Below are 25,208 nucleotides of genomic sequence, written 5' to 3'. Positions count from 1 at the left end.
TTCTTGGCGGTGGATAAGGGCGCCGGCCATTGCCCGGCGTTCGAGCGGCCGGACGTTCGTCGCGCTATAGTCGGCCGATCGCATCTGCCGAGCGGCGGAGGGTATCGGGCGTGACGGACACCCTGAGCGGTTTCTGGGATCGAAAATCGACCTCCGAGCTGTTGCGGGAGGCAGCGCGGGCCGACGGCGACGCGGAGACGCCGGTCTTCAAGCGCTCGCTCTCGGCGTTGCAACTGGTCACGCTCGGCATCGGCGGCATCATCGGCGCCGGCATCTTCGTGCTGACCGGCCATGCGGCGGCTGCGAATGCCGGTCCCGCCGTCACGCTCTCCTTCGTGCTCGGCGCCGTCGCCTGCGCCTTCGCCGGCCTGTGCTACGCCGAGATGGCCTCGACCGTGCCGATCTGCGGCAGCGCCTACACCTACGCCTACGCCACGCTCGGCGAACTGATTGCCTGGATCATCGGCTGGGACCTGATCCTCGAATACGCGGTCGGCGCGATCGCGGTCTCGGTCGGCTGGTCCGGCTATTTCGTCAGCTTCATGCGCGATTTCGGCATCAACCTGCCGCAGCAATTCACCTCGGCGCCGCTCGCCTATGACGTCAATACCGGCGCGTGGTCGTCGACCGGCACGGTCATCAACATCCCGGCGATGGCGATCATCGCGTTCGTCACCACGCTGCTCGTGGTCGGCATTCGCGAGTCCGCGCGCTTCACCGGTTTCGTCGTCGTGGTCAAGCTCGTCGTCATCGCATTGTTTCTCGCCACCGCGGCGTCGTCCGTGACGCTGGCGAACTGGGTGACGGCGGGCAATCCGCAGGGCGCGTTGATCCCGCCGAATGCGGGGCCTGGCGTGTTCGGCTGGTCCGGCGTGATCCGCGGCGCGGCGGTGGTTTTCTTCGCCTACATCGGCTTCGACGCGGTGTCGACCGCGGCGCAGGAGGCGAGGGTGCCGGAGCGCGACATGCCGATCGGCATACTCGGCTCGCTGGTGATTTGCGCCGCGCTCTATGTCGCGGTCGGCTTCGTGCTGACCGGAATCGTGCCGTATGACCGGCTCGGCGTGCCGGATCCGATCGCGCTCGGCATCGACGCCGTCGGCATCGGCTGGCTCGGTCCCTTCATCAAGCTCGGCATCCTGTTCGGATTGTCGTCGGTGATCCTCATCATGCTGCTGGCGCAGCCGCGGATCTTCCGCGCCATGGCGCATGACGGGCTGCTGCCGGGCATCGCTGCCCGGATCCATCCGCGATTTCAGACCCCGTATGTCTCGACCATCTTCTCCGGCACCGTCGCCGCTGCTCTCGGCGGGCTGCTGCCGATAGGGCTGGTCGGCGAACTGGTTTCGATCGGCACACTGTTCGCATTCACGGTGGTCTCAATCGGCACGCTGGCGTTGCGTGTGCGCGATCCGGAACTGCCGCGGCCGTTCAGGGCGCCGGCGATCTGGCTGGTGGCCCCGGCTGCCGCAGCCACCTCGCTGTTCCTGATGCTCGGGCTGCCGCTCGACACCTGGATTAGGCTCGCGGTATGGCTCGTGATCGGGCTTGCGATCTATGCGGCCTATGGCAGACGTCACAGCCGGCTGCGGCGGCGCGGCGAGGGCCGCGTGGGCCTATAGTGCGCACGCGTGCGGCCTGCTAGATGTACCCGCTGAAATAGCACCTTAAAGCCGCGACAAGTCGGCATTCCCCGGGGAGCCTTCCATGCAAAATTCAACGGTACACGCGCGGTGGATGGTCGCCGCGATTGTTTCACTCGGCATTCTATCGGCGGCGCCAGGCAGGGCAGCCTCCGTCGCACCCGTCGCCGCCGAGAACGGCATGGTGGTCTCGGCGCAGCATCTCGCGACCCAAGTCGGCGTCGAGGTGTTGAAGCGGGGCGGCAATGCCGTCGATGCGGCGGTCGCGGTCGGTTACGCGCTGGCGGTGGCCTATCCCGCCGCCGGCAATCTCGGCGGCGGCGGATTCATGACCATCCAGCTTGCCGACGGCCGCAAGACCTTCCTGGATTTCCGCGAGACCGCGCCGAAGGGCGCCACCGCCAACATGTATCTCGACAAGGACGGCAACGTCATTCCCGGCCTGTCGACCAAGGGGCATCTCGCGGTCGGCGTGCCGGGCTCGGTGGCCGGCATGGAATATGCGCGCGAGAAATACGGCACCATGAAGCGCGCCGACCTGATCGCGCCGGCGCTGCAGCTCGCCGAGGACGGCTTCGTGCTCGACCGGGGCGATATCAGCATGCTGGAAACCGCGACCAAGGATTTCCAGGACGATCCGGCCTCGGCCGCGATCTTCCTCAACAATGGCAAGCCGTTCCAGGTCGGCGAGCGGCTGACGCAGCACGAGCTCGCCGAGACGCTGCGCGAGATCAGCAAGCGCGGCACCGATGGTTTCTACAAGGGCTGGGTGGGGGCGGCCATAGTCGCCGCGAGCCAGGCCGGCAAGGGCCTGCTAACGCAGGAGGACCTCGACAATTACAAGGTGCGCGAACTCGCGCCGGTCGAGTGCGACTACCGCGGTTACCACGTGGTCTCGGCGCCGCCGCCGAGCTCGGGCGGCGTTGTGATCTGCGAGGTGCTCAATATCCTCGAGGGCTATCCGCTGAAGGAGCTCGGCTATCACTCCGCGCAAGCGGTACACTACCAGATCGAGGCGATGCGCCATGCCTATGTCGATCGCAACAGCTATCTCGGCGACCCCGACTTCGTGAAGAATCCGCTCGAGCGCCTGCTCGATAAGAATTACGCCGCGAAGATCCGCGCCGCGATCGACCCGGCCAAGGCCGGCGTCTCCAGGGACATCAAGCCCGGCGTGCCGCCGCACGAGGGCAGCAACACCACGCATTATTCGATCGCCGACAAGGACGGCAATGCGGTGTCGGTCACCTACACGCTGAACGACTGGTTCGGCGCCAAGGTGACGGCGGCCAAGACCGGCGTGCTGCTGAACGATGAGATGGACGACTTCACCGCCAAGATCGGCGTGCCGAATCTCTACGGCCTGGTGCAGGGGGAGGCCAACGCGATCGTCCCGGGCAAGCGGCCGTTGTCCTCGATGAGCCCGACCATCGTCACCAGGGACGGCAAGCCGGTCATGGTGGTGGGCACCCCGGGCGGCAGCCGCATCATCACCGCCGTGCTGCTGACGATGATCAACGCGATCGATTACGGCATGAACGCACAGGAGGCTGTCGACATGCCGCGCTTCCACCAGCAATGGCTGCCGGAGGCGACGAATCTCGAGGACTTCACGCTGTCGCCGGACACGCGGAAGATCCTGGAAGGCATTGGCCACAAATTCGGTCCGCCGCACCCGGCCAATCACCTCGCGGTCATCATCGTCGGCGCGCCGTCGCTGGACGGCAAGCCGGTCGGCAACAATCGCTTCTACGGCGCCAACGATCCGCGTCGCAATTCGGGGCTTGCTTCGGGCTACTGATCGTCGTCGTGAGACGTTAGCCCGCATGAGCGAAGCGACATGCGGGACACTCGACCAGACCTGGAAATCGCGGAGCCTGTCATCGGGCGCGCGTTCGCGCGACCCGTTGGCTCATCCGGACTCGTAGGACCAAGAGGCAGCGTGGGGGACTGCGGCGCGTCAGGCAACGGTGGTCGACCGGCCGTCGTCGTGCCCGCTGGTCAGCAGCAGGCGCCGGCGGATCGCATCTTCGACCAGGGCCAGCGATTGCCTGGCTTCGCGCGCCGCGGCTTCGGCGGCCTGGGCGCGGAACTCGGCGGCATCGAGCTGCTCCTGCTGCGTCTCGATGCGCCGCCGGGCCTCCTCGAGCGCCCGCGACGCGTCCCTCAGCTTGCGCTCGGTCGCGGCGATGATTTCGAGCTGCGCCTGTTCGGCGGCCTCGGCGCGGGCTTCGCCGGCACGGGCCCTGTCCTCGATGCTGCGGAACAAATCCGCCGCCTGATAGACGAGGTCCAGGGCTTCGGTACCCATTGCCGATGTGGGAGGCCTCGGAAATCCGAGGACGTTCGGGTCGGCCGCAAAGGGCCGTCTAAATCCGCGCAGTGCCATTCGAAGTCAGCCCGTCGCGAGTCGCGTGTATTCGAACAACTTTCGGTAGTTATAGTTAACAGATCGTTAATCCGGCGGGCTCGCGGTCACTGTCCACCGGTTTCTGATGTCGCAGCACCCGAAACGGCAATGAGGTAGTGAGAGCGACGACCCGGTTCAGCGCTTTTCTTTCGCAAGTCCCTCCGTGCGCAAGCGCAGCGCTAGAGGCGGGATGGCTGCGGCGAGTGCGGGCGAATCGGAGGGCGAGCGGGCCGCAGATCGATCGGGCCACGCGGAGCATCGCCGGGGTGGCGAGGCCGGCTGATTTGGCGCCCGCGCACGAGCCGGGCTCTATGGCGTAAGTTTGACGCCTGAGGCGCTTTAATTCTCCGCTGTTGAATTGCAGGTCCCTGGTACGACCGATATACCGGGCAGCCTAAGTGGCACGCAGCGCGCTCAGAACGAGCGACGCATCCGCCACGGAAAATCTGGTCGATGAAATTTCTGTTGCGGTTCTTCGGGTTCCTGTTCACCGCAGGAACCATCCTGTTCATGGCTGGTCTGGCCGCGGTCGCAGGGCTGTTCTGGCATTTCTCCAAGGACCTGCCCGACTATTCGCAGCTCCAGAACTACGAGCCGCCGGTGATGACCCGCGTCCACGCGGCGGACGGTTCGCTGCTCGGCGAGTTCGCCAAGGAACGCCGGCTCTATCTGCCGATCCAGGCGGTGCCGAAGCTCGTCATCAATGCCTTCCTCGCCGCCGAGGACAAGAACTTCTATGAGCATGGCGGCGTCGACTATACCGGCATGGCGCGCGCCGGCGTCGCCTATATCCAGAATTTCGGCTCCAACCGTCGTCCGCAGGGCGCCTCCACGATCACCCAGCAGGTCGCCAAGAACTTCCTGTTGACCAACGAGGTGTCGTTCAGCCGCAAGATCAAGGAAGCCCTGCTGGCGATGCGAATCGAGCGGGCCTATTCCAAGGACAAGATCCTCGAACTGTATCTCAACGAGATCTATCTCGGCCTCGGCGCCTACGGCGTCGCGGCGGCCTCGCTGGTGTATTTCGACAAGTCGGTCAACGAACTGACGATCTCGGAAGCGGCCTACCTGGCGGCGTTGCCGAAGATGCCGGCCAGCCTGCATCCGGTGCGCAACCGCGCGCGCGCCATCGAGCGGCGCAACTACGTGATCGATCGTCTGCAGGAGAACGGCTGGATCACCGCTTCCGACGCCGACAAGGCGCGCAAGGAGCCGCTGACCGTCACCAGCCGCACCAACGGCGCGCACACCTTTGCCGGTGAATATTTCTCCGAAGAAGTCCGGCGCGACATCTTCGAGCGCTATGGCGAGAAGAAGCTGTATGAGGGCGGCCTGTCGGTGCGCACCACGCTGGATCCCAAGATCCAGGTGATGGCGCGCAAGGCGATGGTGGCGGGGCTCGTGAACTATGACGAGCAGCAGGGCTATCGCGGCGCGATCCAGAAGCTTGACCTGACGGCCGATTGGGGCGTGCCGCTGGCCGAGATCAAGTCGCTGTCCGACATCTCGCCGTGGCGGATGGCAGTGGTGCTGGAGAGCAACGACCAGTCGGCGCGGATCGGCTTCCAGCCGGGCCGCGAGCTCGGCGGCGCCATCAGCAAGCAGCGCGAGACCGGCATCATCACGATGGACGGCGTGAGATGGGCGAGGCTGTTGTCCGGCCCGTACAAGGGCAAGACGCCGACCTCGGTGGCGCAGGTGCTGCAGCCCGGCGACGTGATCTATGCCGACCCGCTGTTCACCAAGGACGGCAAGCCCGTCGAGGGCCAGTACCGGCTGCGCCAGATCCCGGAACTGTCGGGTGCGATGGTGGCGATGGATCCGCACACCGGCCGCGTGCTCGCGATGGTCGGCGGCTTCTCGTTCGACCAGAGCCAGTTCAACCGCGCGACCCAGGCCTACCGGCAGCCCGGATCGACCTTCAAGCCGATCGTGTATTCGACGGCGCTCGACAATGGCTATACCGGATCGACCGTCATGATCGACGCGCCGATCGAGATCGACCAGGGCCAGGGCAATGTCTGGCGCCCGGAGAACTTCTCGACCGGCAAGTACCAGGGCCAGGTCACGCTGCGCAATGCGCTGCGGCTGTCGCTCAACACCGTGACAGTGCGGCTGGCGCAGGAAATCGGCATGCCTGTCATCGGCGAGTACGCCAAGCGTTTCGGCGTCTATGACGAGCTGCCGAACTATCTCGCCTATGCGCTCGGCGCCGGCGAGACCACGGTGATGCGGATGGCCACGGCCTATTCGATGATCGCCAATGGCGGCATCCGCGTGAAGCCGACCTTGATCGACCGCATCCAGGATCGCTACGGCCACACCATCTTCAGGCATGACCAGCGCGAATGCCGCGGCTGCGACGCGCCGGAGGGCTGGAAGAGCCAGCCGGAGCCGCAGCTCGTCGACCGCCGCGAGCGGGTGCTCGACGCGATGACCGCCTATCAGATCACCTCGCTGATGGAGGGCGTGATTCAGGCCGGTACCGGTACCGCGCTGAAGGAGGTCGGCAAGCCGCTCGCCGGCAAGACCGGCACCTCGAACGAGGCCAAGGATCTCTGGTTCGTCGGTTTCTCGCCGGACCTCGTGGTCGGTCTCTATGTCGGCTACGACAAGCCGCGCTCGCTCGGCCGCAACGCGCAGGCCGGCCACACCGCGGCGCCGATCGCGCGCGACTTCATGAAGCTCGCGCTGGCCGACAAGCCCGCCACCCCGTTCAAGCAGCCGGTCGGCATCCGCCTGGTGCTGGTCGACGCCAAAACCGGCCTGCGCGCCTCGTCCGGCCAGAAGGGCGTGGTGCTCGAAGCCTTCAAGCCGGGCCAGGCACCGCCATACTATGATCCCGGGCTGGTCGCCGGCACCGACGTGATCGACGGCACCCAGCAGGGCATCTCGCCCGACGCGGACCGGGCCGTGATGCGGTCGGGGACGGGCGGGTTGTACTGACGGCTGCGCTAGGAGCCCAACAAGACGCCGCGGCTCGATCTCGCGCGAACGCGCGATGGATGCGACAGCGGGCGCTGCCAAAACAAAATATGGAAAACAACCCCATGCAAAGGAGCCGGCGGTGGCCGGCGTCCGGCCAAGCAACTTGACACGTCGGGCAACTCAGGAGCATACTTCTAATATTCCGAAAATTGTGCGAATGTCCTCGCCCCAAGCCTACCTTCGCCCCAAGTCTCCCTCGACCGAGACTGTCGCATATGGCCTTTGCGGGCTTCTGCAACTGACGCTTCCACGTCGCAGGCGGGAAAGGGAACGCGCCTTCATTCGCGGTCACGGACCGCGATTTTACACCGATCCCCCGCCAACAATGCTTGCCAAGCGTGGGACCAAGCGGGTAGAAGGTCGCTCTCGCGCGGGCGCTGATTTGCAGGCGAACCCGCTGCACCGAGATGTCCAGTCATTCAGCTAAGCTGTTGATACCACGGACGATTCTTGGGGAATGGTGTAACGGTAGCACAACAGACTCTGACTCTGTTTGTCTTGGTTCGAATCCAGGTTCCCCAGCCAAGTTGATGGTCCTTCGTTTTCACCAATAGAAACAGCATGTTATGGCGGCGCCACCGCCACGTACCTTGACGGCGCCCCTAAGCCTGCCCCCCAACGCTTTACGCAAAGCAGATGGTGTAACTTTCCGGACTGATGGGCGTTGCGGGTTCCCGATTCAGCTATTATCGATGCAGAATCGTGGTGCTCGGAATCACTCATGCCGGATTGGGCACAAAGTTTACTTCGAGCCATTTCGAATACCCGATGGTTGCGGTGGATCGGACTGAGGCAGCTCGCAAGCTGGCTGCTGGCGCGGTATGGGCGGGCGATGATCGGCTTTGGTGCCGACTTCTTCTCATCTCGGGTAGCACTGGAGCAGCACCGGAGCTTCGATGACCTGATCGGAAGCACTGAGGCAATTGATGCGATTTATATCACGGGCCGCTCCTTCATCCGGAACGACTCGAAACGGTTCCGTCGCATTCGGCGATTAATCCTTCCCGACCCACGCAGTGATTCATTCCGGTTTTATGAACAGAGCACGGGCGAACCAAATCTGGCTGAGTCTGTGCTGAGAGCAACAGCGGTTTGCCGTGACGATATCAAGATTGAGGTCCGCTGGTGCGAGGCGCTGGTGCAGCAGTCGGTCTTGATCGGCGATTCCGACAAGAGCACTGGTTGGGTGCATGTCGAGTTGGTCGCGCCATTCTCAAAGGCCAATTCTCGACCAAGCTTTACGGTCACAAGAAGAAGATTTGAAAACGTTGTGAATTCCTATCAGGAAATTTTCAGTCAGCTGTGGGAGGCCAGCTACCCACCAGACGCTTCTACCGAACCGCCTGCCAAGCCATTGAGGAAACTTCCCAAGCCTCCTGCAAGACTTGCGGCCCCGCTCGAAAGCAGGCTGCTGAATGAGACTTGGATGCTCACCTTTGATCCAACCAGATCGAGAGTAAAGCAACTTAATTTCTTGAACGGCGGCCTGTTCGGAGAAGGGGGAAATCGCAATGAAACCCGCTGGCACCTAACGGGAGACGTCTTGGAAATTTACCGAGAGACTGGCGCGCTACAGAATAGATTTCGCTATGATCGTGCAGGGGACCGTTTTGTCTGGATCAAGGACGCATCCGCCAAAGGCCTTGATCATCAAGTTATATACCGCGTCGACCGTTCCGGAAGTCGTCCATCGCCATGAAGAGCGCAATTCACGGTCAGGCGGCGGAGTTGATACTGGACGCAATATACAGGCAGCCCAGCGATTACCTCTTAAAAGCATCGTTCTTTTTTGGCATGCGGCGGGGAGCTCCTCCGTTCGAAAGGCGCATGGGCATCGAGATATACATTGATCCAGTCAAGCTAGTCCGAGCCGCACTCTATGTGCGCAAGAATGGTCCGCCCTATCTCAAGTATCTGCCAATAAGCGCAATCTCGGGAATGCTTCGGAGCTTCGTGATTGAGCACTACGGGCTGCTTGCCGACGAGACGTTTCTTCAGAGGTTCGCCGGCAGCTACTCGGCAGCGATTAGTGGGCCTACCAAGTCTACCTTTGCCGACGCCCTCGCCGAATCGTCGGTATTCCAACCGCGCAACGAGGTGACGCTATTCCCTATAATTCCCGTGGTCGCGAAGACGGAATTTTCTTCGGAGCCATTCTTCCTTGTGGCCGCAAGTACACCCTCTCTGCAACCTCAGTTGCCCGGAGTGTCCAATCTAGTTGGTGATGCATTTCCCCCTTTCTCGGATTTGCCCGGCATCCGCGACACACCCTCTGTTTGGCTTGGGGTGAGGTCGCCCGATTTCCTCGCGGCCAACAAGATCAAGGCTGCCATCCTCGGAGCCTTAACGCTAACTCCGGTAGCCTATCAGCGACATCTGTTTTCCGGACGGAAGATGTTTGGAGGCCGCTGCACGATCACGGATGGCGGTATGGTCACATTCAGTCGCGGCGACCCACACACGCCGGCTCTAGCCTCCGATATCATTATTCAAGATCACGACGTGAAGTGGCTAGACATGCTTGCGTCGAAACTCGTCTCAAATGCCGCAGATGTCACGAGGCAGATCAAGGCGCTGGAGTATTTCTATAGGGCGTGGCCACTAGATCCCGCTGAGCGGTTTCCGATCCTGTGCATGACGCTTGATGCTATATTTGGTGAGGATGGAATCGCCACGCGGTCAATCATCGATGGCGTCCGTGACACGCTCGGGTCACACGTGCCTGAGGCGCGCCTAAACCTCCTTATGGATTTGCGCAACTCAGTGCTGCACGGGGGCGCGCCCGATGTGTACGACTCGCGAAAGTACTCGAAGTATTATGATCGGTATGGAGAAGACCCGATCAACGATATGCAATTAGTGGTCGGTCGGTGTCTTCGTTCAAGGGTGTTCAACGATGTGCTGAAAGAACATCCTGATCCGAACGCAGAGCAAATTGCACAGCTACAAGCGGCCGGCCGGCTGCCTAAGAATCGGGTGCGGCCTTCTCTCTTCGATCCCCAGAGCTAGGCGCGGGGCTCATTTTAGGGTCACAAACGCGAAGGGTACGCCCGAGGCACGGCTGCTGCGTTTCCCCCGTATGCTCTCGGCAAGCCCGGCCCCTGGAGGTGGTGGCGTGAGCCGGCCAAGAGCAAGTCGCTAGGCCTCAAGGCGTCGCAGCAGGTTGGCCACCGAGGACGGATACCAGCGGCCACCACTTGGCGCCATCCTCTCGCGGCCATTCAGCTCATTGGCGATGGCCTCCAGCGTCACCGCTCCATTTGCGCGGATGTCCTTCACCTCCGCAAGGTCACGAGCGCGTTGGTCCGCATTGGCTGAGCCCGTGGCGATGGCCGCTGCGTTGCCTCTGCCTGCACGCCTCAAGGCTGCTGCGCCATTCGGATTGCCGAGGCGCTTTATCCTGCGGTGGCCCTTCTGGCCGGTCTCCGAAATGCGCTTGCGGGCCACCTTGGACGCGTCCTTGGTACGCCGGAAGTCCGACGACGACGAGAGTAGCGTTAAGGCTGCTTCCATCAGTGGGCAGCAAGCCCGTCGTGCCGGAAACGCCCGTCAACGGCTTGGCCTTGGCTTCAGCTTTTGAAGCCATTTTGGACAGGCCGCGAAATTGCTTTGACCTAGATGTGCCTAAGCAATACCACTAATGTCGGTGGTGGCCCGATACACCCTTACATTGCAGACGCGCCGGTCTTCCAATAGCTTGGCGATTCCGGGAAGGGGGCCGGAAGATGTCTGAGTGGTATCTGTGGGATGGTGAGATCCAGCGAGGTCCGATGGATCGGACCGAGCTTGATAACCGCATTCGGTATCATCCAAATCCAAGTGTTGTAAGGGTCTGGCGCGAAGGTTTCTCCGATTGGAAAACGGCTGGCGCGGCACTAGTGGTTTCGCCGCGAATCTCAGTAGAGCCACCCCCTCTTGATGGCGCTGCCAAAGTGCATGTCGGCGCGAAACGTCAGAACTTCGTTGCCAGGAATTGGCGAGGCGAATATCCCCTTGGGATTTCCTACTGGCTTATCGGTGTTCTGAGCAATCTCTTTGCGCTCATTGTCATCGCTCTAATTAGTGCTCTGTCGAGCAAGGCCGGATACAATCCCATCAGTATCCTTATATTCGTTGTTTCGCTCTGGTCATTTATTGCTGGCCTAGCCGTGTGGCAGAGCGTCGGAATTTGGCGGTCCGCGCAACACCGTATTGAGGAGCGAACTCTGATCGGGAAACGAGCTCCATGGGCCGGGCTCGCGAAAGTCATGGTGTTCATAGGTGCCCTGCAAACGGCGGGCATTCTTATCAAGAGCGGTATCCCCCAAATCGCTGAAGCGACCAACATGGCGTTCATGGATGATCCGGATATCCCGGCGTACTCGATCAGGGTTATGAACGACGGCTCAGAAGCGGAAATAACAGGCGGTATCAAATACGGTCTCGCTGAAGACTTCAGAAAGATTCTAGATTCCTCGAAAGGTGTTCGCCTTGTTCATCTCGACAGCATTGGTGGGAGAATCGGTGAAGGCGAGAAGCTTTTCACGCTGATAAAGAGCAGAGGCCTCGACACTTATGTAGATTCCAAGTGTTTATCGGCCTGTACTTTTGCGTTTGTAGCCGGTCGGCAGAGGATATTACGAAACGGAGCAGTTCTCGGATTTCACCGTGGGTCATTCGCGGGCGAGGAGGACTTATCGTCAGGCAGGTCGATCTACGAGACGGTCGGTATTAGCGCCCCATTTATTGATCGAGCATTAGCCACAAAGAACGCCGACATGTGGAGGCCCTCGCAGGCAGAACTGCTCGCTGCGCGGGTTATAACGAAGACGTCGAACGGCGACGAGTACGCCTTCGGGGGCTTTGGAGGAAACGGAATTTCTCGTGATGACTGGGACAAGGCATTGCAAGAAACAGCCGTGTACCGAGAATTGAAAGCGAAGTATCGCCTTCGTTATGACGAGGTGCTTGATGTCTTCTCAAATGGGGCCGCGAAAGGGACGCCGCGAGCAAAACTATTTGCCGATGCTCGTGGTAAGCTCATGGGCCTAATAAAATCTCTCTTGCCTCGCGCCGATGACGCGGTATTGACAGACTACGGGAGGCTTATCGTTGATGAGTATCGTGCGGTTCAGTTGCAAGGCGCGGCTGCATGCTACGCTTTCGCATCTGGTGAGTCAGATGATTCTTCTGTTCAAACGCTTCCCAAGCAACTATCGGATCGCGAGCTAGAGATTAACGCGCGGATCATTTCGACGGCACGGTTGCGGGATGGTGTTCTCAATACGGATGCAGTTTGGGAGAAAGTGCGTGCTGGCCTGCGTCAGCGGGGAGTATCTGCTAGCGATCTGCAGTTACTGAATAGCAAGGCGACCACTCCTACAGAGCAAGCACGCTTCTGTGAGGTTACAATATTGTTTTATCAGGAGATTATGAACCTCCCCATGAAAGAGGCGGCCCTGATCTTGCGTGAGATATTCTCTTGAGTCATTGCGAATGTGAGGATGAGTTGCGATATTCGTTTCGGAAAGGCGGCTACGTGGTGACTGCTTTACGAGGTATTTCCGATCCACCCCAAACCACCTAGGAAAACCACCTAGACGTATCGGCGGAAATGCCTATAGGGCTTTTTGGTGTGGTTCACCGGGGCCAGGTTCCCCAGCCAGTCTGATTTGATGGCGCGAGCAACCTCAAAATCCCGAGGCGATTTCCCGGCGCGTCCTGCGTGTGGTGCAGGACCCGTCGTAACGCAGCATGGCCTCACGGCACTGAGGCTAGCCAGCGTAGCCCACCACGGTCGCGCGCGGCTTCCGCCACTCAGATGATGCGACAGAGGTTTAAGCTGATGGACGAAATTCTCTATGCCCGCGAGTCGTCGATTGGCGTCGACGAGTTCATCGAGGTGCTGCGCCAATCGGGCCTCGGCGAGCGGCGTCCGCTCGCGGATACCGACCGGATGGCGCGCATGATCGCCAATGCCAATTTGATCGTGACGGCGCGGAAGGCGGGCAGGCTGGTCGGCGTCTCGCGCGCGCTGACCGACTTCGCCTATTGCTGCTATCTGTCCGATCTCGCAGTCGATCGCGGCTATCAGGGCCATGGCATCGGCAAGCGCCTGATCGCGGAGACGCGGCGGCATGCGGGGCCGGAATCGATGTGCCTGCTTCTGTCAGCGCCTGACTCGGTCAGCTTCTACAAGGCGATCGGCATGCCGCAGCCGGACAACGCCTTCCTCTACAAGCGCGAACGTTAGGAGCGGGCTGGCTACTTGATCTTGTCGTACACCGTCGCGAAATCGGCGAGCGGCATCGGGATCGAGATGGTTTCCTTGCCAAGATTCTGGAACGACACCTTGAGCTGCTTGCCCGATTTCAGCTGCGCCAGGACGTCGGCGGCGATCGGCGCGTTGATGTAGCAGCCGCGGGCCTCGCAGGTCTGGATCGGCACATCGACGGCCTTGCCGTCGTCGACCTGCAGCTTGGCGCCGACCGGCAGGTTCAGCCCGAGTGGAAGCTGGATCAGCGCAATCGGTGTGCGGGTGTCGCCGGGAACGCGGATATTGACCAGCACGATCAGCTGGCCGGTCTTGGTGAGAATGGCGGTCTGCTCCATCGCGCATTCGAGCGGCGCGTCGCGGCTCGCGCTGGTGCAGCGCGCGACCCAGCCGGTGTTGTTGGGAGCGGCCTCACCTTGAGGAGCTTCGGGAGCTGCGGCCGGAGCCGGCGTGGTCTTGCCCTTCGGCGTCTGGGCGTGGCCGAGGCCCGCCAGGCCGAACACGGCGAACAGAACGACGAGCGATCTTGCGACAATCTTCACGCTACCGGCTCCGAAATGAACATCTTTCGGATGTGCCGGGATGTGGGCAAAGTCAAGTCACTCGGCGGCCTGCTTGACCGATCCGTCCTCGCCATCATCGGCGTCATGATCGGCGCGCGGCGAGCGGCCCCAATTCGCAAATGCGTTGGAGAGCCTGTCGAGATAGAGATAGACGATCGGCGTCGTGAACAGCGTCAGCGCCTGGCTGACGATCAGGCCGCCGACCATGGCGTAGCCGAGCGGCTGGCGGATTTCCGAGCCGGTGCCGGTGCCGAGCATCAGCGGCACGCCGCCGAGCAAGGCCGCCATCGTCGTCATCATGATCGGCCGGAAGCGGAGCAGGGCGGCCTGGCGGATCGCCGCCTCCGGTTCCAGATGCTGGTCGCGCTCGGCGGCGATCGCGAAGTCGACCATCATGATGCCGTTCTTCTTGACGATGCCGATCAAGAGGATGATGCCGATCAGCGCGATCAGCGAGAAGTCGAAGCCGGCCGCCATCAGGATCGCCAGCGCGCCGACGCCGGCCGACGGCAGCGTCGACAGAATCGTGATCGGGTGGATGTAGCTCTCGTAGAGAATGCCGAGGATCAGGTAGACCACCACGAGCGCCGCCAGGATCAGCAGCGGCACGGTCGACAGCGATTGCTGGAACGCCTGCGCGGTGCCCTGGAAGCTCGAGCTCAGGGTCGGCGGCGCGCCGAGGTCGACCATCGCCTTCTGCACCGCATCCGTCGCCTGCCCGAGCGCCGTACCCTGCGCCAGGTTGAAGGAGATCGTGATCGCCGGGAACTGGCCCTGGTGGCTGATCGACAGCGGCCGCACCGGCGCGCTGGTCCATTTCGCAAAGGTCGACAGCGGCACCTGGTCGCCGGTCAGCGGCGACTTGACGTAGATGTTGTTCAGCGTGTCGATCGCGCCTTGCAGCTCCGGCAGCACCTCGAGGATCACGTGGTAGCTGTTGAGCTGGGTGAAGTACTGCGTCACCTGGCGCTGGCCGAACGCGTCATAGAGCGTATCGTCGATCAGTTGCGGCTGGATGCCGTAGCGCGAGGCGGTGTCGCGGTTGATCTTCAGCTCGACCGTGGTGCCGTTGGTCTGCTGGTCGGTGGCGACGTCGCGCAGCTGCGGCAGCGTCTGCATCTTCGACAGGATCTTCGGCGCCCACTGGTTCAGCTCGTTGAGGTCGGCGTCCTGCAGCGTGAACTCGAACTGGGTGCGGGTCGGGCGGCCGCCGAGGCGGACGTCCTGCGCCGCCTGCATGAACAGCCGGGCGCCCTGGATCTTCTCCAGCTTCGGCCGCAGCCGGGCGATGATCTGCTGCGCGTTGGCGTCGCGCTCGTTCAGCGGCTTCAGCGTGATGAACATGGTGCCGTTATTGCCGGCACGGCCGCTGCCGCCGATCGCCATCGCCACCGTCGCCACGCCGGGATCCTGCATGACGACCTTGCCGAGTTCCTCCTGCTTGCGCTTCATCTCGGCGAAGGAGATGTCCTGGTTGGCTTCCGAGGTCGCGGTGATCAGGCCGACGTCCTGCTGCGGGAAGAAGCCCTTCGGGATGATCACGAACATGTAGACCGACAGCGCCAAGGTCGCGAAGAAGATCATCAGCGTGGTGAACTTCCAGCGCAGCGCGAGGTCGAGCACGCTCTGATAGCCGCGCAGCATGGCGTCGAAGCCGCGCTCGCTGAGCTGGTAGAAGCGGCCGTGCTTCTCCTCATTATGGGCGCGCAGGAAGCGCGAGGCCATCATCGGGGTCAGGGTCAGCGACACGAACATCGAGACGAAGATCGTCATCGCCAGCACGACCGCGAATTCGCGGAACAGGCGGCCGATGATGCCGCCCATCAGCAGCAGCGGGATCAGCACCGCGACCAGCGAGATGCTGATCGAAACGATCGTGAAGCCGATTTCCTGCGAACCCTTGAAGGCGGCCGCCATCGGCTTCTCGCCCTCTTCGATGTAGCGGCTGATGTTCTCCAGCATCACGATGGCGTCGTCGACCACGAAGCCGACCGCGATCGTCAGCGCCATCAGCGACAGATTGTCGAGGGTGTAGCCGAACACCCACATCAGCGCGCAGGCGCCGAGCAGCGCCAATGGCACCGTGACGGTCGGGATCACGGTGGCCCAGAAACTGCGCAGGAAGACGAAGATCACCATCACGACCAGGAAGATGGTCAGCAGCAGTGTGGACTGGACGTCCTCCACCGCGGCGCGGATCGTGGTGGTGCGGTCGGAGATGACCTCGATCTTGATCGCCGGCGGGATCGCGGCGACCAGCCGGGGCAGCGCCGCCTTGATCTTGTCGACGGTGTCGATGACGTTGGCGCCGGGCTGCTTGAACACGACCAGGAACACGCCGCGCTTGCCATTGGCCCAGGCGGCCTGCTTGGCGTCCTCCGGCCCGGTGACGGCCTGGCCGATGTCGCGGATGCGCAGCGGCCCGCCGTTGCGGTAGGCGATGATGACGTCGTTCCACGGGTCAGCCGTCAACAGCTGGTCGTTGGCGTAGATGGTGTAGGCGCGGGTGGTGCCGTCGATATTGCCCTTCGGGCTGTCGACGGTGGCGATGTTGATCGCGGCGCGGACATCTTCCAGCGACAGGCCCTTGGCGACGAGCTTGGCGGGGTCGATCTGGACGCGGACCGACGGCTTCTGCTGGCCGCCGATGATGACCTGCGCGACACCGGAAATCTGGCTGATCTGCTGGGCCAGCTGGGCGTCGACGGAATCGCTGACCGTGGTCAGTGGCAGCGTGTCCGAGGTCGCCGACAGCAGCATGATCGGCGCGTCCGCCGGGTTGACCTTGCGATAGGTCGGCGGCGAGGGCAGGGTCTTCGGCAGCTGGCCGCTGGCCGCGTTGATGGCGGCCTGCACGTCGTTGGCGGCGCCGTCGATCGAGCGGTTGAGGTCGAACTGGATGGTGACCGCGGCGGTGCCCAGATAGCTCGTCGAGGTCATCTGGGCGATGCCCGGGATCTGCGCGAACTGGCGCTCCAGCGGCTGGGCGACCGAGGTCGCCATCGTCTCGGGGCTCGCGCCGGGCAGCGACGCGGTGATCTGGATGGTGGGGAAGTCGACCTGCGGCAGCGGCGCGACCGGCAGCAGCGGATAGGCCACGAGGCCGACGAACAGGATGCCCGCCATCAGCAGCGAGGTGCCGATAGGGAAGCGAATGAATGGTGCGGATATTCCGGCGCTCATTCCTGCGTGACCTTCGACTGGGACTGATCCGAGCTCGCCACCGCCGTTGTCACCAGGGTTCCCGGCGAGACCTTGTACTGGCCCCCGGTGATCACCTGCTGTCCCGGCGACAGGCCCTCGTCGATCACCGATTTGCCGTCGATCGACTGGCTGACCTTGAGCTTGCGAAGCTCGGCCTTGTTCTCCTGATTAACTGAATACGCGTAGAGGCCTTCGGTGCCATGCTGCACTGCGTCATCCGGGACGACGGTGGCATCCCTCAAGGTTCTGACCAGCAGCCGGGTCGAGACCGACTGGCCCGGCCACAGCGCATGGTCCTTGTTATCAAACACCGCCTTGAGCCGGACAGTCCCGCTTGACGTGTCGACCTGATTGTTGATCAGCGCCAGGGTTCCGGTCGAGAGCACCTTCTTGCCGTCGGTGGTCAGCGCAATGGTCTTCGGCGGCGCCACGGCGAGCGCGGCCTTGATGTCGGGCAGCTGGTCCTCCGGGGCGGTGAAAATCACCGTGATCGGCTCGATCTGGGTGATCGTCACGATGCCGGTCTGGGCCGAGGCGTTGACGATGTTGCCGATATCGACCAGGCGCAGGCCGACGATGCCGTCGATCGGCGACTTCACGGTGGTGTAGTCGACCTGGGTCTGCGCATTGAAGATGGCGGCCTCGTCGGCCGCGATCTGCGCGGTGAGCTGGGCCACGGTCGAGCGCTGGGTATCGAGCTGCTGGCGGGTCGCGAACTCGCCGAGCTTGGTGGTGCGCTGCAGATCGAGATTGGCGTTGGCGAGGTTGGCCTCGTCCTGGGCCTTCTTGGCCTTGGCCTGGTCGAGGGTTGCCTGATAGGGCCGCGGATCGATCTCGACCAGCGTATCGCCCGCCTTGACGAACTGGCCTTCCTTGAAGGCGATCTTGGTGATCTGGCCATCGACCCGGGTGCGGACCTGGACGGTGTTGAACGCCTGCACCGTGCCGAGACCGGTGAGGTACACCGGGAAGTCGGCCTTCTCGACCGGCGAGATCTTGACCGGAACGGGCGGGCGCTGCGCGGCGCGCTTCTGCGCGGCCTCGGTCGCCTGCTGGTTGAGCGTGTATTTTTGCCAGCCGAAATAACCGGCGGCGCCGACCGCAGCAATCACTAAAACCCAACCGATGGTGCGTGACTTGGACATGCGGACTCTTGGGTTCGACGTAACAATAAAGGGTGATCGAAACGGTTCACAGAGCTTGCGGATATAATATGCGTGCACTTAATGTGTAAACACACCAAGGCTTGAGAATCCTAAACATTCGGAAAGGTTTAGGTCAGAAACGAGCAGCAACATTCCGGCTGGGAAACGCACCGAGGACCCCTATGTCGCTCGATCTCAAACGCCAGTTCATCGCGCAGCTCGTCGAGAGCTCCCGGCTGCTGCGCAATTATATCGATCATCGCGCCAAGGCGCGAGGCACGACGCGCGCGCAGTGGATTGTGCTGTTCCGTCTGCGCGAGCAGGAGGGGCTGTCCCAGGTCGATCTCGCCGACGTCCTCGAATTGCAGCCGATCTCGCTGGTGCGGCTGCTCGACCGTCTCGTCGAGCATGGCCTGCTCGAGCGCCGTCCCGATCCCAGGGATCGCCGCGCCAATCGCCTCTTCCTGACCAAGAGCGGGCGCCAGCTCGTCGATGATCTCGACAGCTTGCGCGATGCGATCGCCTGCGACGTGCTGCGCGACGTTTCGGACAAGCATGTCCAGACCGGGCTGGCGACGCTTCGCGCGGTCAAGGATCGCATCAAGGTGCTTGGCGAAGCGACGGAGCACATCGCCGCCAAATAGCGCGCGTCTCATCGGGAGACGATCCGCACGCTATCCATCGCTTCGCCGAGCTTGCGCGACGCAGTTGAAACGCCGCGGGATGTCGTCCATATCGCGCAGCGACGATGTGAGCGGACGAGGACAGCGATGGATGAGTTGAACGGGCGCATGATGGCGTGCCAGCTGCTGGTGACAGGATTGATCGCGCGCGTCGCCAACGAGCAGCGTGACCCGCTGCGCTTCCTCACCGACTTCCGCGACGAGATCAAAGCGGTGGTCAACGGCGTCAATATCGCCGGGCTGGAGAACAGCGACCGCGTGCGGCAGGTCGCGCAGCGGACCATCGACGAGCTGTTTTCACTGATGAAGCCGCCAAGCGCCGAGTGATCGAGTTCGATTTAGAACGATTAAAATCTATAGTTTAGAACGATTTCAAACAGCAGATTAGAATCGCTTTGAACTAGGGCGATTCAAGCCAATTGTTGCGTTCATCGCATTGATAAAAAAAGTCACGCTCGATAACCGATGGAGACAGTTCATCGCAGCTTCATTTCGCGATCGAACTGACTTCGTTTGGGGGCGTGCAAGATATGAACAATGTGAAGGCGCCGAGATCGCTGCGCTTCGATGCAGCGATCGGGTCGACTGATGATACGGGTTATTCTGCCACGAAGGTCTCCGCGATCGCGAGCCTGATCGCGGTGGCATCGTTTTCGGGGGCCGAAGCGCAGCAATCGAACCTGCCGCCGGTGAATGTCGATGCTCCGGTCGCTCGTCCGAAGCCCGTCTCGTCAAAGCCGACCTCGGACCAGGTCCGCGCCCGCAACGCGCTGCGCCGCGCGGCGCGGCGCGCCAACCAGCAGGCACAACAGGCGCCGGTGCCGTTTCCCAATGCCGGCGGTCTTCCTGCCGACCGCGACCCGTACGCGGATCCAGCCGCACCGTACAAGGGCGACCGTTTGCAGGCATCGGGGAAGTTTCCCGAGCCGATCCTCAATACGCCGAAGTCGGTCACGGTGCTGACCAAGGACGTGCTCGAGGACAAGAACGCCACCTCGCTGAAATCGGCAATCCTGTCGACGGCCGGCGTCACGCTCGGCACGGGTGAGGGCGGCAATGCCTTCGGCGACCGCTTCTTCATTCGCGGCTTCGATGCGCGCAACGACATCTTCATCGACGGCGTGCGCGACGCCGGCGTCAGCGTCCGCGAGAACTTCTTCACCGAGCAGGTCGAGATCCTGCGCGGCCCGGGCTCGTCCTTCGCCGGCCGCGGCACCACCGGCGGCGCGATCAACATCGTCACCAAGCAGGCGACGACCGAGAACAGCTTCTACAACATGGACACCACCTTCGGCACCGATCGCACCAAGCGGGTGACGCTCGATGTCAACCAGGTGATCAGCCCGACGCTGGCGATCCGCGCCGGCGGCCTGTTCCAGGATGCCGGCGTCGCGGGCCGCAGCTATGTCACCGACAATCGTGATGGCGCGTTCGTCGCCGGTACATGGAAGCCGATCGATGCGGTGAAGATCACCGGCAACTACATCCACACTGAGCTCACCGGCATTCCGGACTTCGGCGTGCCGTACTACCGGCCGAGCACCGCGAGCACAGCGGGCGGTCCGTTCCCCGACTTCGGCGTCAATCGCAACAATTTCTACGGCTTCGTCAATCGCGACTTCTTCAGGACCGGGCAGGACATCGGCACCATCAACGCCGAAGTGCAGATCACGCCCGACCTCATGATCAGCAACAAGATCCGGGAATCGCGCTCGACCCAGAACTACATCGGCACACTGCCGGAAGCGCCGGTGCTGGCCAATCCGCTCTCGGCCTCGACCCTCAGTCTCAATCCGCAGAGCCGCTACCAGGTGACTGACGTATTCGCCAACCAGACCGAGGCGACCTATAAGTCGGTCGACGGGCTCGGCTTCAAGCATACGACGACGGCCGGCGTCGAATACGATAACGAGCGGTCGTCGATTGACAAGTATCTCGGTCTAAGCTCCGAAATAACGACCGGCACATCGGCCTTTACGGGAAGCGGCTCGCTCTCCGGCGTCAGCGTGTTCAATCCGCAATACACCAACATTCCATTCCCGATTCCATCGGGGCTGTCCGGGATGCCGACCAAGATCGCGATTGATACGGTCAGCGGCTACATCATGGATAGTGCCAACTACAATGACTTCGTGATCCTCAATGGGGGTGTCCGCTACGACGACTACAGCATCAACACGTCCGGATATTCGTCGAACGGCACCCTGGGGCGACAGTCGGCCGAGTTCGGGATGCCGAACTTCAACCTGGGCCTGACGTTGAAGCCGCTGCCGAACGGCAGCGTCTATGCGGCCTATGCGACTTCGTCCAATCCTGTCGGGGCTGAGTTCGACGGTACCAGCACCGCCTATGGCGGTATCAATCCAGTTCTCAACGGTGGCAACAACCAGATCTTCGGGCCGGAGAAGAACAAGGCCATAGAGGTCGGCACCAAGTGGGAACTGTTCGACCGTCACTTGCTGGTGACGGCGGCATTGTTCCAGACCGAGAAGGAAAACGCGCGCGAAGCCCAGAACGTCAACAGCACAACTGCAGCGGCGGCGATCCCGGGGTGCGTTTATCCGGCCGGAACGACCGGCAACGTATCCTGTATCACCGCAGGCGCCGCCTATCGCATCCGCGGCATCGATCTCGGCGTCGGCGGCAAGATCACCGACAAATGGAGCGTGTTCGGCGGGCTCGTGCTGATGCAGTCGGCGGTGACGAAGTCGCTGGCGCCGCCGGCCAATACGATCCTGTACTCCAGCAACGTCGGACTGCCGCTCGCCAACGTCGCGCATCAGTCGTTCAGCATGCTGACCAAGTACCAGCTCACCGACATGTGGGAACTCGGCGGACAGGCGGTGTATCGCTCCAAGGTCTATGGCGGCACGCTGCTCGCGGCCAACCAGAGCACCTCGATCCCGAGCTACTGGCGGTTCGACGCCTTTGCCGAGGCGAAGATCGACAAGCACTGGACCATGAAGCTGTTCGTCAACAACATCTTCGACAAGCGCTACTACGACGCGCTGTACCAGAGCGCGGCGCCGTTCGTGCTGGAAGCGCCGGGACGCGCCGCGTATCTGGTTGTGTCTGCGCGTTACTGACGGAGGCTTCGCGGCACGAGATGCTGGTCTGTGTTCCCAACGTATTGAGCAAGGCAGATGTGGCGGACTTCCGCCGCATCATGGAGCAAGCCGAATGGGAGGACGGCCGCTCGACCGCGGGGGCTGCCTCCGCGATGGTCAAGCGCAACGAGCAGCTGCCGCCCGACAGCGAGGTCGCCAGGCTGCTCGGCAACCGCATCCTGTCGGCGCTGTCGGCAAGCCCGCGGTTCATCTCGGCGGCGATCCCGCTGAGGATCTTTCCACCCTTGTTCAATCGCTACGCCGCCAGCGACGGGCACCATTTCGGTCTGCATGTCGACAATGCGGTGCGCGGCGACAGACTGACCGGCATGCGGATCCGCACCGACCTCTCGGTCACGCTGTTTTTATCGGAGCCGGAAGAGTACGATGGCGGCGAGCTCGTCATCGAGGACCGCTACGGATCGCATGAAATCAAGCTGCCGGCAGGCGATCTGGTACTTTATCCTGCTTCCAGCTTGCATCTGGTCACGCCGGTCACGCGGGGAGTGCGGGTAGCGTCTTTTTTCTGGCTGCAGAGCATGGTACGGGATGCTCACGCGCGCAGCCTGATCTTTGATCTCGATGCTGCGATCCAGGCTCTGGTGGAGCGACTGGGGCGCGATGACCCTGAAACGGTCAAATTGACCGGGATTTATCACAACCTGATCCGTCACTGGGCTGAAGTGTAACTGATGATGACATTCAAGTTCCCCGCTGCATCCGCCATGATCGCCTCGCTGGCGATGCTGATGCTGGCCGCGCCGTCTTCGGCGCAGCAGCAAACGGCGCCTGCCGCGCAGTCCGTGACCCGGCCGCAGCCCGCTCCCGCGGTTCAACCGCCGGCCGCCCAGGCTCAGCCTGCGGCCGCTGCCCAGGCGGCGCCGGTGGCCCAGCCGGCCGCGCCCGTGGCGCCGCGAGCCCAAGCCGCGCCGGCACCCTCGGCAGCGGCTCCGGCACCGACGGCGCTTGAAGCGTCGCCGGCCGGCGGCGACGGCAAGTCGCTGAAATCGACCGCGACCGGCCTGCACGAATTGTCGCCGTGGAACATGTTCTTGAACGCCGACATCATCGTGAAGGCGGTGATGCTTGGCCTTGCTTTTGCGTCGCTCGTGACTTGGACGGTGTTCATCGCCAAGATGGTCGAGCTGACCGTCGCGCAGAGCAGGCTGCGCGGCGCGCTCGCCAGGATCGCTGAATCACGCTCGCTGGCCGAAGCGCAGTTCGCGCTCGGCGCCAAGGGCAGCGTGCTGTCGTCGTTCATTGCCGCCGCGATGCGCGAGGGGCGTCTGTCGGCCGGGATTTCGAGCGATGCCGGCATCAAGGAGCGCGCCGCGTCGAGCTTTGCCGAGATCGTGCGCGCCGAGGCCCGCAAGATCCGCGTCGGCATGGGCCTGCTCGCGACCATCGGCGCGACGTCGCCCTTCGTCGGCCTGTTCGGCACCGTCTGGGGCATCATGAACAGCTTCATCGGCATTTCGAAGTCGCAGACGACGAACCTCGCCGTCGTGGCGCCGGGCATTGCGGAGGCGCTGCTGGCGACCGCGATCGGCCTCGTCGCGGCGATTCCCGCGGTCATCATCTACAACCATTTCTCGCGCGTCACGAAGGTCTATCTCGAGTTGGTCAACCGCGCCTCGGGCGCCGCGGGGCGGCTGCTGTCGCGTGATCTCGATCGCACCCATGGCAGCATTCCCGTAGACGTTCCGCGCAGCGCGCATGGACGCGCCGCGGCGGCGGAGTAGGCGATGGCAGTCTCGATCTCCGAGAATGACGGCGACGATGATTTCGCGGAATCCCACGAGATCAACGTCACGCCGTTCATCGACGTCATGCTGGTGCTCTTGATCATATTCATGGTGGCGGCGCCGCTGTCGACCGTCGACCTGCCGATCGACCTGCCGACCTCCAGCGCGACGCCGCAGAAGAAGCCGGACAAGCCGACCTATCTCAGCATCAAGCCGGACCTGACGCTGGCGATCGGCGAGAACGCGGTGAAGCGGGCCGAGCTGATCAATTCGCTGGATGCCGTGCCTGACATGAGCCGGGACAAATACGTGTTCCTTCGTGCCGATCGCACGGTGCCCTATGGCGAGCTGATGGGCGTCATGGAGCTGCTGCGCGCCGGCGGCTACACGCATGTGAAGCTGGTCACGCTCGAGGGCGTTCCGGGCGCGCCCGCGGCGGCGCCGGCCGAGCCGGCCAAACCCTGACCGCGAACAGCGATGTCGACCAACCCCGATCTCGATCTGCGGACCTCGAAGCGGCTCTGGGTGATCGCCGCGGTGACGGCGGTCGGGCTGCATCTGGGCGGCGCGGCGCTGGCGCTGACGAACTTGCGCGACGACGGCGACGAGGGACTTGGCGCCGCCGGCGCGGAGTACGCCATCGAGCTCTCCTCTCCGGATGTCCCTGAAGAAGCGGCACCGCCCGGTGCGCCGTCCGACGAGCAGCAGGCCGTGCAGGAGATGGCGCAGCAGAAGGCGGAGGTGAAGGACACCGACCTGCCTCAGGAAAAGCCTGTCGAGGCCGACGACCCCGATCGCATCGTGACGGAAGACACCGCCAAGAAGCAGAAGGAGGAGGAGGCCAAGGTCGCCAAGGTCGAGACCAACGCCCAGGAGGCGCAGCAGGCTTCAGAAGCGGCCGCGCCGACCAAGCTCGACGACGCGCGCCAGTCGGAGACCACGAAGGCCCCCAATCCCGGCATCGGCAAGGACAAGCTCGCGCTGACCGCCAAATGGGGCAAGAAGATCAGCGCCTATCTCGACCTGCACAAGAAATTCCCAGACAACGGCAAGGCCAAGGAGGGCAAGGTGAAGCTTGCCCTGGTGCTCAACCGCCTCGGCAAGGTGTTGTCCGTCGCCGTGATGGAAACGTCTGGAGATGCCGCATTCGACGACGCCGCGGTCTCGATGGTCCACCGTTCCGATCCGGTGCCGGCGCCGCCGGCCGGTCTGACCGAGGACCAGTTCTCCTTCACGCTTCCCGTCACGTTCAACAAGCCGAAGAAGTAGCGAGCGCGCGACGCACGCAATTCGAAACGCAGAACTCGGACGCTTCATGTCGCGAGAATATGAAGCTGCGTCCCCATCCTCGCTGTCATCGCCCGGCTTGACCGGGGGATCCAGTACGCCGCGGCTTCTCGATTCAAGCACTGCTGTCTCTGGAATACTGGATCACCCGCTTTCGCGGGTGATGACACCGAGAGTTTG

The 25,208-nt window shown here is 62.8% G+C and carries 19 protein-coding genes and 1 tRNA gene; 15 read left to right on the top strand and 5 right to left on the bottom strand.

Translation table 11 applies throughout. The annotated features are described in order from the left end of the window. Positions 1–122 precede the first annotated feature (122 nt). On the top strand, positions 123–1,622 hold the full coding sequence (locus ACVIW0_RS22280) for an amino acid permease (protein WP_461357390.1): 1,500 nt from the start codon (positions 123–125) through the stop codon (positions 1,620–1,622). 85 nt (positions 1,623–1,707) lie between these two features. Next, a complete protein-coding gene (gene ggt, locus ACVIW0_RS22275) occupies positions 1,708–3,444 on the top strand; it encodes a gamma-glutamyltransferase (protein ID WP_461354281.1) in 1,737 nt (578 codons plus the stop codon). A 159-nt stretch (positions 3,445–3,603) separates the two neighbouring features. Here ggt and ACVIW0_RS22270 read toward each other — a convergent pair whose 3' ends face one another. After that, positions 3,604–3,954: a hypothetical protein gene (locus tag ACVIW0_RS22270; RefSeq protein WP_461354280.1), complete on the bottom strand. Its 351-nt coding sequence runs from the start codon at positions 3,952–3,954 to the stop codon at positions 3,604–3,606. 552 nt (positions 3,955–4,506) lie between these two features. Here ACVIW0_RS22270 and ACVIW0_RS22265 point away from each other — a divergent pair. The 4 genes from ACVIW0_RS22265 (at position 4,507) to ACVIW0_RS22250 (ending at position 10,050) form a co-directional block, all read left to right on the top strand. After that, positions 4,507–6,999 carry a penicillin-binding protein 1A gene (locus tag ACVIW0_RS22265; RefSeq protein ID WP_461354279.1) on the top strand — a complete coding sequence of 831 codons (2,493 nt, stop codon included), beginning with the start codon at positions 4,507–4,509 and terminating at the stop codon, positions 6,997–6,999. 493 nt (positions 7,000–7,492) lie between these two features. Then, positions 7,493–7,566, top strand: a tRNA-Gln gene (locus ACVIW0_RS22260). Between the two features lie 196 nt (positions 7,567–7,762). Next, positions 7,763–8,740: a hypothetical protein gene (locus tag ACVIW0_RS22255; RefSeq protein WP_461354278.1), complete on the top strand. Its 978-nt coding sequence runs from the start codon at positions 7,763–7,765 to the stop codon at positions 8,738–8,740. Then, on the top strand, positions 8,737–10,050 hold the full coding sequence (locus ACVIW0_RS22250; RefSeq protein ID WP_461354277.1) for a hypothetical protein: 1,314 nt from the start codon (positions 8,737–8,739) through the stop codon (positions 10,048–10,050). Before ACVIW0_RS22255 ends, ACVIW0_RS22250 begins: the two co-directional genes overlap by 4 nt. 129 nt (positions 10,051–10,179) lie before the next feature. Here the strand turns inward: ACVIW0_RS22250 and ACVIW0_RS22245 are convergent, their stop codons facing one another. Then, entirely contained in the window at positions 10,180–10,554 is a 375-nt protein-coding gene (locus ACVIW0_RS22245) for a hypothetical protein (protein WP_461354276.1), read from the bottom strand. 212 nt (positions 10,555–10,766) lie between these two features. On the opposite strand from ACVIW0_RS22245, the gene ACVIW0_RS22240 reads away from it, so the two are divergent. Further along, complete coding sequence (locus tag ACVIW0_RS22240) at positions 10,767–12,506, top strand: GYF domain-containing protein (protein WP_461354275.1); 1,740 nt, start codon at positions 10,767–10,769, stop codon at positions 12,504–12,506. A 359-nt stretch (positions 12,507–12,865) separates the two neighbouring features. Beyond that, entirely contained in the window at positions 12,866–13,273 is a 408-nt protein-coding gene (locus ACVIW0_RS22235; protein ID WP_461354274.1) for a GNAT family N-acetyltransferase, read from the top strand. Positions 13,274–13,284: 11 nt separating this feature from the next. Here the strand turns inward: ACVIW0_RS22235 and ACVIW0_RS22230 are convergent, their stop codons facing one another. The 3 genes from ACVIW0_RS22230 to ACVIW0_RS22220 are packed head-to-tail and all read right to left on the bottom strand — an operon-like array spanning position 13,285 to position 18,206. Continuing rightward, positions 13,285–13,836, bottom strand: a complete 552-nt coding sequence (locus tag ACVIW0_RS22230) for an invasion associated locus B family protein (protein ID WP_461354273.1) — start codon at positions 13,834–13,836, stop codon at positions 13,285–13,287. 57 nt (positions 13,837–13,893) lie between these two features. Next, entirely contained in the window at positions 13,894–17,040 is a 3,147-nt protein-coding gene (locus ACVIW0_RS22225) for a multidrug efflux RND transporter permease subunit (RefSeq protein WP_461354272.1), read from the bottom strand. Continuing rightward, positions 17,037–18,206: an efflux RND transporter periplasmic adaptor subunit gene (locus ACVIW0_RS22220; protein ID WP_461354271.1), complete on the bottom strand. Its 1,170-nt coding sequence runs from the start codon at positions 18,204–18,206 to the stop codon at positions 17,037–17,039. Before ACVIW0_RS22220 ends, ACVIW0_RS22225 begins: the two co-directional genes overlap by 4 nt. Before the next feature lie 182 nt (positions 18,207–18,388). On the opposite strand from ACVIW0_RS22220, the gene ACVIW0_RS22215 reads away from it, so the two are divergent. The 7 genes from ACVIW0_RS22215 (at position 18,389) to tolA (ending at position 25,010) form a co-directional block, all read left to right on the top strand. Beyond that, complete coding sequence (locus ACVIW0_RS22215; protein WP_461354270.1) at positions 18,389–18,850, top strand: MarR family winged helix-turn-helix transcriptional regulator; 462 nt, start codon at positions 18,389–18,391, stop codon at positions 18,848–18,850. 126 nt (positions 18,851–18,976) lie between these two features. Next, the gene (locus ACVIW0_RS22210; RefSeq protein WP_456755369.1) at positions 18,977–19,216 is read left to right on the top strand and encodes a hypothetical protein; all 240 of its coding nucleotides are present in this window, start codon (positions 18,977–18,979) and stop codon (positions 19,214–19,216) included. A gap of 203 nt (positions 19,217–19,419) precedes the next feature. Next, positions 19,420–21,975 carry a TonB-dependent receptor gene (locus ACVIW0_RS22205; RefSeq protein ID WP_461354269.1) on the top strand — a complete coding sequence of 852 codons (2,556 nt, stop codon included), beginning with the start codon at positions 19,420–19,422 and terminating at the stop codon, positions 21,973–21,975. A gap of 20 nt (positions 21,976–21,995) precedes the next feature. Beyond that, the gene (locus ACVIW0_RS22200; RefSeq protein WP_461354268.1) at positions 21,996–22,685 is read left to right on the top strand and encodes a Fe2+-dependent dioxygenase; all 690 of its coding nucleotides are present in this window, start codon (positions 21,996–21,998) and stop codon (positions 22,683–22,685) included. Between the two features lie 3 nt (positions 22,686–22,688). After that, the gene (exbB, locus tag ACVIW0_RS22195; protein ID WP_461354267.1) at positions 22,689–23,738 is read left to right on the top strand and encodes a tonB-system energizer ExbB; all 1,050 of its coding nucleotides are present in this window, start codon (positions 22,689–22,691) and stop codon (positions 23,736–23,738) included. Positions 23,739–23,741: 3 nt separating this feature from the next. Beyond that, positions 23,742–24,206, top strand: a complete 465-nt coding sequence (exbD, locus tag ACVIW0_RS22190; RefSeq protein ID WP_456755365.1) for a TonB system transport protein ExbD — start codon at positions 23,742–23,744, stop codon at positions 24,204–24,206. Positions 24,207–24,218: 12 nt separating this feature from the next. Next, the gene (gene tolA, locus ACVIW0_RS22185) at positions 24,219–25,010 is read left to right on the top strand and encodes a cell envelope integrity protein TolA (RefSeq protein ID WP_461354266.1); all 792 of its coding nucleotides are present in this window, start codon (positions 24,219–24,221) and stop codon (positions 25,008–25,010) included. Positions 25,011–25,208 lie beyond the last annotated feature (198 nt).

Source organism: Bradyrhizobium sp. USDA 4454 (assembly GCF_054822705.1).
The sequence above is the reverse complement of the archived record's forward strand: the minus strand, read 5'-3'. Positions and strand labels throughout refer to the sequence as shown.